We start from the raw sequence: 10,652 nt of genomic DNA, 5'->3' as shown, positions 1-10,652 counted from the left end.
AGCGGTCCCGTATCCCGTGGGCGCTCGTCATCGCCCGGACGAACTGTTCGTTCTCGATCCCGAGCCCGTCGGCGGTCGTCGGCGCGTCGATTCCGGCGAGTGCGTCCCTGACGCGGCGCCACTCGCCACCCTCGCCGCTGTGGAGATACTCCGTGACGATCGAGGCGACGCCGACCTGGTGGCCATGTAGCGCCGCGTCGGGCGAGAGCCGGTCGAGTTGATGAGAGATGAGATGTTCGGCCCCCGAGGCTGGCCGCGAGGAGCCGGCGATCGACATCGCGACGCCCGAGGAGACAAGCGCCTTCACGACGACCCACGCGGATTCTTCGAGCCCGCGCTTGATCGAGGCTGAACGGTCGACCAGCATCTCGGCCGTCATTTGCGAGAGCGCACCCGCGTACTCGCTGTACTCGACGTTTTTCAACCGGTGAGCGAGTTGCCAGTCCTTAACCGCAGTGTAGTTCGAGATGATGTCGGCACACCCCGCCGTCGTCAATCGCCAAGGGGCCGCCGCGATGAGTTCCGTGTCGGCGACAACCGCCAGCGGTGGGTGTGCGGCGACAGAGTGGCGGGTATCGCCATCCGGAACGGACCCGCGCCCGGAGACGATGCCGTCGTGGCTGGCCGCCGTCGGGACGGAGATGAGCCCACAGCCGCGCTCGTCGGCGGCCATCTTTGCGATATCGATCGGTTTGCCGCCCCCGAGGCCGACGAGATAGCCCGCGTTCGCGGCGTCGGCCGCCGCCAACACGTCCTCGACGGTAGAGAACGTCGCCTTTTCGACCGTCGTGATCGCGGGATCGATCCCGATCCCCTCGAAGTCGGCCTGGAGCCGGTCGGCCGCCAACGCTCGCGGCGACGGGGTGGTGACGATCAGCGGCCGGCCGTCGAGGTACAGTTCCTCGACGACGTCGACGACCCGATCCAGAACGCCGTGGCCGACGACGACGCTCCGCGGGAGGCGGATCCACGTCGATTTCTCGAACATATCGTCCCTGTGTAGAGCGAGCGTAAAACCGTTCTCCCAGCCGACGGCTGTCGGTTTTTCAGACGGCTTCGTCAGCTCTGGTCAGGATATATAACTGAGCAGCCGTCAGTTTGACCGCCTCCTCGGGGTGAACACGGAGGAATCCCACCATGGGATTTCGGCTTCGCCGTCGGCTTTACGGTTTCAACCCGTACGCAGAGGGAGCCGGCACCATACCGGGGGAACCGCCGCTGGTTTCCTGCCCCCTATGATTCGTGGCTGGTCTCTCACTGATTCTGTAGCAACCGATGCTACACAGGGCTATATAAAAAGGGCCCGTGGTGGGGAATCCGCCAATCTACGTCCGTGGATTGCTACTGGTGTGTCCGCTTATCTCTCGCCTGTTCGCCCCTGGGTTCCGGCTGGGTGTCGGGCCACTCGTCACGCTGTGAAAAGCGGAGGTATGCGCTCGTCTCTCTATCACGGTGACGTCCGCTCACACCCGAAGCGGTGGGCGGGAGTCACATAAATTCCGAGTTCTCCGGTCCGTTGGTGACGTGCACCTCGAACGGTTGCGTACCGACGTGGCTTTGCTCGACGAGATGCCAGTACGTCTCCGCCAACTCATCGGGGTCGAGGAACGTATCGTCGTCGCGGTCGGGAAATCGCTCGCGGATGTCGGGCGTGTCGATCTGGCCGTCAAGAACGATATGAGCGACGTGGATCCCCTCCGGACCGAACTCTTGAGCGATGTCCATCGCCATCCCGCGGGCGGCGAACTTCGCGGCGGTGAAACCGATGGTCCCGCCGAGGCTCCGCACCGCCGAGGTCGCGCCGGTGAAAAGCACTGTTCCGCCGCCGGTTTCGAGCATGTCGTCGACGGCCTCCTGCGAGCAGACGAACGCACCGCGGCCGTTGACCGCCCACGAGCGCTCGAACGCCTCGACGCTCGTGTCCATGAGGCCGCTCCAAGAGGGCGAACTGGCGTGATTGACGAGGATGTCGACCGGGCCGAACGCCTCGCGGACGGCGTCGAACCCCGACCTGACGGCTTCGACGTCGGTGAGGTCGGTCGGGACCGCGAGCCCTTCACCCGGGCCGGGGAGGTCGTCTGCGAGTTCCTCGAGGTACGCCGCCGAGCGGGCGAACAACGCGACCTGACATCCCTCGGCGGCGAACCGCCGTGCGAGCGATTCACCGAGCCCCGGGCCGACGCCGGCGATAACTGCGGTGTGAGTCATACGCTCGCGTTGATCGTGTGGAATAAAAAAGGACGCTGCTTACTCTTCGATGCCGGAGATCGCCTCGCCGAGACCGTCAACCGGGCGGTCGGCGAGCGCGTCGTCGACCGAGTCGGGCAGTCCGAACCGGTATCGATCGGGATCGGCGTCGTCGCGCAGTTCCGTCCGGCCGTGGTAGACGGAAATGGCGGTGTCGAGATGGAGCCGGACGGCCTCTAAAAGCGCCTCCGCCTCCAGGGGTTGGCCTCGACGCTCGATTTCCTCGACGGACGCGCTGGGCGGCGCGTTGAACGCCCGCTGGGTGATGATCGGTCCCTGGTCGAGGTCCGTCGTCACGTAGTGGGCGGTGACGCCCGCGATGCGAACACCTTCCTCGCGGGCCTGTCGGTACGGCTCCGCGCCGGGGAACGAAGGCAGGAGCGAAGGGTGGATGTTGATGATTCGGTCCTCGTACCGGAAGACGACGTTCGGGCTCAGAATCCGCATGTAGCGGGCCAACACGATGAGGTCAGTGTCGTACTCGTCGAGGAGTTCGAGCAGTCGCCCCTCGTCCGGGGTGCCCTTTTCATCGCCGATATCGTGGAAGTCGACGCCGTAGTGTTCGGCGAGCGGTTCGAGGTCGTCATGATTGCCGATGATGACGCTGATGTCGGCCCCGAGTTTCCCGTCGGCCCACGCCTCGAACAGCGCCTCGAGACAGTGGGACTCCTTGGTGACGAGGACGGCGATGGTTCGGGTTTCGCGGTCGGCAGGAAACCGGACTTGGATGTCGACGCCGAGGTCGTCGCCGAGTTCCGAGAGCGCCTCGCGGAGCTCCCCGCGGGTACAGCTCATCCCGCTCGTGTCGACGGTCATCGTCATCCGGAAGATCCGGTCTCGGACGGCCTGGTCGAGGTCCTCAATATTGATATCGCGCTCGAAGAGCAGCGTCGTGACGCGGGCGATGAGCCCGGTGTCGTCCTCGCCGACGACGGTGATCTCGGTGTACTGTCGGCTCACGGCCGCCACCTCCGCGGCGGTGCGACGGGCGAAGTCATACTCCCGTGTGGGAGGCGGGCTGTAAAAAGGGGCTCGAAAGCGGGTCGGGCGGCGTGGGGGAGTCGACCACGCGTGTCGTTGGCCCGGCGAGCCGACCCGGTCGATCCCGGGAGCGGTGGGCGTCCCACCGGCGAGTATCGCACCTTTTACGCCCCCGCCACCGAAATCGCGGGTATGTACGACGGCCTGAAGGGGTTCCGCGAGTTCTACCCCGGCGAGATGTCCGCCCGACGGGAGCTAACCGACACGGTCGAAGAGCGGATCCGGCGGTACGGCTTCCGAGAGATCGGGACGCCGGCACTCGAGCGCACGCAAATGTACGTCGATAAGTCCGGCGAGGAGATCACGGAGGAGCTGTACGCCTTCGAGGACAAGGGCGGTCGGTCGGTCTCGCTCACGCCGGAGTTGACACCGACGGTCGCGCGGATGGTCGTCGAGACGGGTGGCGAACTCTCGAAGCCGATCAAGTGGTTCTCGACCCGAGCTTTTTGGCGCTACGAGCAGGTCCAACAGGGCCGGTTCCGGGAGTTCTACCAGACCAACGTCGACATCTTCGGCTCCGAACGCCCCGAGGCTGACGCCGAAATCCTCGCCGTCGCCGCCGACACGCTGGGTGATCTCGGGCTCTCAGCCGAGGACTTTGAGTTCCGGGTCTCACATCGAGATATCCTCGGCGGCCTGCTCGAGTCGCTTGACAGCGACGTCGAGACGGCCGACGCGATCCGAGCGGTCGACAAACAAGAGAAGATCGACCGCGAGGAGTACCACGAACTGCTCGTTGAGGCGGGGCTGACGCGGGGCGAGGCCGAACGGTTCGACAAGGTGCTCGGGACAGACGACCTCGATGACCTCGTCACATTCGCGGGGACCGACCGCGTGGAAGCGGCGGTCGAGAACCTGCGAGCCGTACTGGAGGCGGCGGCCGATTTCGGCGTCCGAGACCACTGTACAATCTCCTTAGAAACCGCTCGCGGGCTCGATTACTATACCGGCGTCGTCTTCGAGTGCTTCGACACCGCCGGGGAGGTTTCGCGGTCGGTCTTCGGTGGCGGGCGTTACGACGACCTGATCGAGGGGTTCGGGGGCCAGCCGACACCCGCCGTCGGCGTCGGGATCGGTCACGAGACGCTCTCGCTTCTGTGCCAGCGGGCGGGGGTCTCCCCCGAGGAAGCGACCGAAACCGACTATTACGTCCTGACAGTTGGGGACACCCGGGACGTCGCCGCAGAAATCGCCCGCGACCTCCGCGAACTCGGCCACGTCGTCGAGGGCGATCTCAACGACAGGGGGTTCGGCGATCAGCTCTCCTACGCCGACGGGATCGGCGCGGAGACGGTCGTCGTAGTCGGCGAGCAGGACCTCGCAGAAGACTGCGTGACCATCAAGGATATGACCTCCGGCGAGCAAACGCAGGTCCCACTCGAGGGGTTCCCGCCGAGCGAGGGACGGCCGACGTACGACGACTACGGGGGGTGAAGCCCGCCGGATCGACTCGGGGAGGGCGGGCCGGTCGTCCCGGTGGTAATGTCTGACGCAGATTTATACGTGCGGGGGAATGAAACGGATGTATGTCCGGGAACCGAGTCGACGAACTCGAGGCGAAAGTGCGCGAACTCGAAGCGACGATCGAAGGGCTGACTGACGAACTCGTCGAGACGAAGGAGCGATTGGGCGCTATCGAGGACGAGACGGGGATCGAACCCGACGCCCTCGAGAGCCGACTCTCGCGGACGTCCCGGAACCGGGGCAACGAGCGCTCCGAGGCCGACGACGAGGGGCCCGAGGGCGCTGACTCCGCCGAGAGAGCGGAAACTACCGATGGGGACGACGCGGACGACGAGACGGCGGATTCGACGGGTGACGACATCATCGTGGCCTGAGCCGGACGACACACCTCAATGCATATCAAAGCGCTCGTCCTCGACAACTTCAAGAGCTTCGGCCGCAAGACCCGAATCCCGTTATACGAGGATTTCACCACTATTAGTGGCCCGAACGGCTCGGGGAAATCCAACATCATCGACTCGGTGCTGTTCGCGCTCGGGCTTGCCCGCACGTCGGGTATCCGGGCGGAGAAGCTGACTGATCTGATCTACAACCCCGGCCATGACGACGAGGACGACGGGTTCGCCGGGGAACGCGAGGCGAGCGTCGAGGTACTCCTTGACAACGCCGACGGGACGCTGTCGCGAGAACAGGTCGTTTCGGCGGCCGGGTCAGAGAAAGTCGGCGACGTCGGTGAGATCTCTGTCCGACGGCGGGTCAAACAGACCGACGAGGACACCTACTACTCGTATTATTATCTCAATGAACGGTCGGTCAACCTCTCCGACATCCGCGATCTGCTTGCACAGGCGGGGGTGACGCCGGAGGGGTACAACGTCGTGATGCAGGGCGACGTGACCGAGATCATCACCATGACCGCCGGGGCGCGCCGCGAGATTATCGACGAGATCGCCGGTGTCGCCCAGTTCGACGCGAAAAAGAAGGACGCCTTCGGCGAGCTCGAGACCGTTCAAGAGCGCGTGGACGAGGCCGAACTTCGCATCGAAGAGAAACAAGAGCGCCTCGATCGTCTCGCGAACGAACGCGAGACGGCGCTCGAGTACAAGAAACTCAAATCCGAGAAGGAGGAGTACGAGGGGTATCTCAAGGCCGCGGAACTCGAAGACAAACGCGAGGAACTCGAAGACGTGCGCGCGTCAATCGAGGAGCGGACGGCCGAACTCAAGGAACTTCAGCGCGAACTCGACAAGCGGCAGGGGCGTCTCACGCGGCTCGAGGAGGACCTCGCCGATCTCAACGCCGAGATCGAACGAAAGGGCGAAGACGAACAGCTCGAAATCAAACGCGAGATCGAGGAGGTCAAGGGCGAGATTTCGCGGCTCGAAGACCGGATCGAGGCGGAAAACGAACGCATCGAGGCGGCCGAAGACGAACGCAGACAGGCGTTTGTCGCGATCGACCGCAAGAGCGAGACCGTCGAGGAACTCGAGGCGGACATCCGGAACAAAAAGGTCGAGAAGTCATCGCTGAAAGCCGACGTCCAAGAGAAAGAAGCCGATCTCGAGTCGGTCGAGGCCGAGATCGAGGCGGTCGATTCGGAGTACGAGTCCGTCCGAAACGAACTGGAGGAGCGCCGCGAGGCGCTCCAAGAGCTGAAGGACGAGCGCAACGAACTCCAGCGGAAGCAAGACCGGCTGCTCGACGAGTCCAGGCGACGGACAAACGAGGAACGAGAGGCCGAAGAGAAGATCGAGGCCGCGGAAACCAAGCTTCCCGAACTCAAGGCCGAGCGATCGGATCTCGAAAACGAACTCGAAAAGGCGAGAAAGAACCGCGGGACGATCACTGAGGTCGTCGAGGATCTAAAGGCCGAGCGGCGGGCGTTACAGGAAGATCTCGAGTCGATTGAGGACGAGATATCGGCAAAACAGGGCGAGTACGCCGAACTTGAGGCGCGGGCGGGCGAGAGCGGAGACACCTCTTACGGTCGGGCGGTGACGACGGTGTTGAACGCCGACATGGAGGGCGTTCACGGGACAGTTGGCCAGTTGGGGGGGGTGACCCCGGAGTACGCCACGGCGTGTGAGACGGCCGCGGGTGGCCGCCTCGCGAACGTCGTCGTCGACGACGACGGCGTCGGCCAGCGCTGTATCGAGCACCTCAAATCGAGAAACGCCGGCCGGGCAACGTTCCTCCCGATGACGGAGATGCACGGCCGGTCGCTGCCCTCGGTTCCCGACCTGCCGGGCGTGGTCGATTTCGCCTACAACCTGATCGACTTCGACCGGACGTACGCCGACGTGTTCTCATACGTCGTCGGCGACACCCTGGTCGTCGAAGACATGGCGACCGCACGCGACCTGATGGGCGATTTCCGGCTCGTTACCCTTGAGGGCGACCTCGTCGAGAAGTCGGGCGCGATGACCGGCGGGTCGAGTTCCGGATCGCGGTACTCCTTCACGAAGAGCGGAAAGGGACAACTCCAGCGGGTCGCAGAACAAATCACGGAACTGGAGGATCGAAAGCAGTCCGTCCGAGAGGAGTTCCGGGACGTCGAATCGCGGCTGGAGGATGCCCGCGATCGCCAGACCGACGCGGCCGAGCAGGTCCGCGACGTCGAGTCCGACATCGAGTCGATCGACGAGAAACGCGAGGCGACGGAGGAGCGAATCGAGGCGTTGAAGACGGAACTCGAGGAGATCGAGTCCGAGCGCGAGTCGGTCGCCGACCGGATGGATGAGATTGAGGCCGATATCGATGGGGTGGACGCCGAGATCCGGCACACCGAGGCCGATATCGAGGAACTTGAGGCCGAGATCGCCGACTCGGAAATCCCGGAGTTGACCGAGCGCGCCGAGGCGATCCGCGAGGAGATCGCGGGGCTCGAAGAGCGGATGAGCGAACTCGACGGCGAACTCAACGAACTCGAACTGGAGAAACAGTACGCTGAGGAGGCGATCGAGGACCTTCACGATGACATCGAGGCGGCCCAAAACGGGAAGGCCGAGGCCGAAGCACGCGTCATCGAACTCGAGGACGACTTGGAGGCCGAGCGCGGGAGGCTCGAAGCCAAGGAGGAGGCGGTCGCCGATCTGGAGGAGGAACTGGCCGATCTCAAGTCCGACCGCGAGGAATTAAAGAACGAACTCGCGGACGCGAAATCGGCCCGCGACGAGAAACGGGAGGCCGTCTCACGTGTCGAATCACGGCTTGATGACTTAGGCGACACCGAGTCGCGCCTCGAGTGGGAGGTCGAGGAACTCGAATCGCAGGTCGGCGAGTACGACCCGGAGGCGATCCCGGATCACGACGCGGTGACAGCCGAGATTTCGCGGCTCGAGGGCGAGATGAACGCGCTTGAACCGGTCAACATGCTCGCCATCGAGGAGTACGACGAGGTCGAGGCCGAACTCAACGAGCTCGAACAAAAGCGGGGGACGCTGGTCGAGGAGGCCGACGGGATCAGAGAGCGGATCGAGGGGTACGAGTCCCGCAAGCGCGAGACGTTCATGGACGCTTACGAGGGAATCAACGAAGAGTTTCGGGACATCTTTGCGCGGCTCTCCAGCGGCAGCGGCGAACTCGTTCTAGATGACCCCGAGGACCCCTTCGAGGGGGGGTTGACGATGAAAGCACAGCCGGGCGACAAGCCGGTCCAGCGCCTCGACGCGATGTCCGGCGGGGAGAAGTCCCTGACAGCGTTAGCCTTTATTTTCGCGATTCAGCGGTACAACCCGGCCCCCTTCTACGCGCTCGACGAGATCGACGCCTTCCTGGATGCGGCCAACGCGGAGATGGTCGGCGAGATGGTCGAGGAGTTGGCCGGTGAGGCCCAGTTCGTCGTCGTCTCTCATCGGGCGGCGCTGTTGGAGCGGTCCGAGCGAGCGATCGGCGTGACGATGCAGGAGAACAACGTCTCGGCGGTGACGGGAATCGATCTGTCGAGCATGGAGGTGCCGGCAGATGACTAGCGAGGACGAGCGCAGCGAGTCCTCGGAACCGCGAGCGGGAGGAGCGGAGCAACGACACGCGAGCAGCGAGGATCGACCGCAGGGGGAGCCTCAGAGAAGCCGAACGGGGAGCAACGCGACCCGTAAGGCAGGCGAGGACGAGCGCAGCGAGTCCCCGGAGAAATCGAGCGGAGAGGGTAGCAAGTCGCTTCAGGCCGACGGTGGCACGGCGGACGAGATCCCGCTGAATATCGCGGGCCACGGGGCCGAATCGCCGCCGGGTGGTGAAAGCGGGGGCGACGGCGGCGGCGATGGCGTCCTCTCCGAGTTCGACGTCTCCGATCCGAACGAGGCGTCCGAAGAGGAGGTTGAGCCCGTCGAATTACTGGTCCAACTTGCGGAGGACGGCGAGATCGACCCCTGGGATATCGACGTGGTGACGGTAACCGATAAGTTCCTCGACCGGCTCGATGGCTCGGACCTCCGAACCGGGGGGCGGGCGCTGTTTTATGCGTCGGTGCTGTTGCGGATGAAGAGCGACGCGATGTGGATCGACGACGAGCCCGAGGAGGCGGCCGAGCTCGAACCAGAGCCGTGGGAGCGGCCGCCGGGCGAGGAGCCGCCGGAGGCGTTCGAGGCGGACCCCTTCGACCAACTCGAACGCGAGATGGATCGGCGGATCGAGCGCAAGCGCGCCCGAGGGATGCCGGAGACGCTCGACGAGTTGGTTCGGGACCTCCGCGAGCACGAGCGCGATACCTGGTGGAAAGAATCCAGGACCTACGATACGTCGGGGTCGCCGTCGGGGTACAGCCGCGGGACGCGCACGCTCGATTACCACGCGGGCGACGACTTCCGGATGGACGACGAGCCGACAGCCGAGGAGGTGACAGGCAAGACCCACGACGAGCACATGGAGGACATCATCGCCGACGTCTATCGACAGCTCCGGACCCACTACGACCGGGGGCGCGAGGAAGTGCTGTTTGCGGAGGTCCAGACGGCCGGTGGTAGCGTCGTCAACACGTTCCTCGGGTTGTTGTTCCTGGCGAACCGCGGGCAGGTCAGACTCCAACAGGACGACCTCTTCGGCGACCTCTGGATTCGCGACCCGACCGGTGGGGCGGTTGAGGAACCGGCCTCGGCCGACGACTGACCGATTACACGGGCGTCGTCGAGCGCCGACTTTTATATAGCGTTGGCTTGGAAGCGACTGCAACGACCCACACGCGGCTGCGATAGTGGGTGCAGGGTAGGAACGTGCGACATATTTATCACTATTTATCATGTACATTAGCTAGATGAGGGGATCATCAGTATGAGCACACACAAGCGCGTGACGGTCGATTGCTATCTTCGGGGATCAATGTTCGCCGGTTTGATTGCCGACACCATCAGCGCACTACGCGAGCACAACAAGGCGGGGACGATAGACGCGCTCACCGTCGACGTATGGCCGGACGAAGTACGCCTGAGCGACGGGGGGGCCGGCGAACCGGTCGTCGAGCGATACAACCGGTTCCTAGAGTGGGCCGGCGAGCACGGCGTCTCACTCGAACCGGCGTTCCGGCGCACGGAACGGACGGTCCCGGTGATCGATACCACCGAGACGGTCCTCGAACTCCCCGTCGTATGTCTAACCGTCCGCATCGGGGGAGAAATCGAAATCGTCGCGCCGCACAGCACGGAGCATACGACGTACACCGTTGAGGACGCAATCGCCGACATCAACGCCGGGCGGGTCCGGGAGACGGGTCAGAGGGCTCCGGCTTCGTTGCGCTCTTCCGACGGCGACGACAGCGCCCGCGTTCAGGATTCAACAAGCCAGCGGAGCGACTGAGCCATCCCGCCCTATCGGGAGCGCGGCCCGGGTGGGGGCCCGCCACGCGCGTCGTTCCGACGGTCTGATTATACTACTACACTCGCGCGCGTTATCGGTGCGGAAAGCGA

At 64.4% G+C, this 10,652-nt stretch carries 8 protein-coding genes; 5 read left to right on the top strand and 3 right to left on the bottom strand.

Annotated features, from left to right (window positions below; genetic code table 11):
• From ACI944_RS07130 to ACI944_RS07120, 3 genes are all read right to left on the bottom strand, one after another.
• Positions 1–988 (bottom strand): NAD(P)-dependent glycerol-1-phosphate dehydrogenase (locus tag ACI944_RS07130; RefSeq protein WP_411718363.1); only part of this gene is annotated, 988 nt, incomplete at its 3' end.
• Positions 989–1,488: 500 nt separating this feature from the next.
• On the bottom strand, positions 1,489–2,208 hold the full coding sequence (locus ACI944_RS07125; protein ID WP_411718362.1) for an SDR family NAD(P)-dependent oxidoreductase: 720 nt from the start codon (positions 2,206–2,208) through the stop codon (positions 1,489–1,491).
• Between the two features lie 39 nt (positions 2,209–2,247).
• Entirely contained in the window at positions 2,248–3,207 is a 960-nt protein-coding gene (locus ACI944_RS07120; RefSeq protein ID WP_411718361.1) for a formyltetrahydrofolate deformylase, read from the bottom strand.
• A gap of 213 nt (positions 3,208–3,420) precedes the next feature.
• Between ACI944_RS07120 and hisS the strand changes: the two genes are divergently transcribed.
• The 5 genes from hisS (at position 3,421) to ACI944_RS07095 (ending at position 10,542) form a co-directional block, all read left to right on the top strand.
• Positions 3,421–4,722, top strand: coding sequence for a histidine--tRNA ligase (hisS, locus tag ACI944_RS07115; protein ID WP_411718360.1), 1,302 nt, complete (start codon positions 3,421–3,423; stop codon positions 4,720–4,722).
• 92 nt (positions 4,723–4,814) lie between these two features.
• On the top strand, positions 4,815–5,126 hold the full coding sequence (locus ACI944_RS07110) for a hypothetical protein (protein WP_411718359.1): 312 nt from the start codon (positions 4,815–4,817) through the stop codon (positions 5,124–5,126).
• Between the two features lie 18 nt (positions 5,127–5,144).
• Positions 5,145–8,723, top strand: coding sequence for a chromosome segregation protein SMC (gene smc, locus ACI944_RS07105; RefSeq protein ID WP_411718358.1), 3,579 nt, complete (start codon positions 5,145–5,147; stop codon positions 8,721–8,723).
• Positions 8,716–9,858 (top strand): segregation/condensation protein A, encoded by a 1,143-nt coding sequence (locus ACI944_RS07100; RefSeq protein ID WP_411718357.1) that lies wholly within the window; start codon positions 8,716–8,718, stop codon positions 9,856–9,858. The genes smc and ACI944_RS07100 overlap by 8 nt, the downstream gene beginning before the upstream one ends.
• 162 nt (positions 9,859–10,020) lie before the next feature.
• On the top strand, positions 10,021–10,542 hold the full coding sequence (locus tag ACI944_RS07095; protein WP_411718356.1) for an HTH domain-containing protein: 522 nt from the start codon (positions 10,021–10,023) through the stop codon (positions 10,540–10,542).
• Positions 10,543–10,652 lie beyond the last annotated feature (110 nt).

Origin of the sequence: Natronomonas sp., from assembly GCF_046710025.1 — an archaeon.
Lineage (GTDB): Archaea > Halobacteriota > Halobacteria > Halobacteriales > Haloarculaceae > Natronomonas.
The sequence above is the reverse complement of the archived record's forward strand: the minus strand, read 5'-3'. Positions and strand labels throughout refer to the sequence as shown.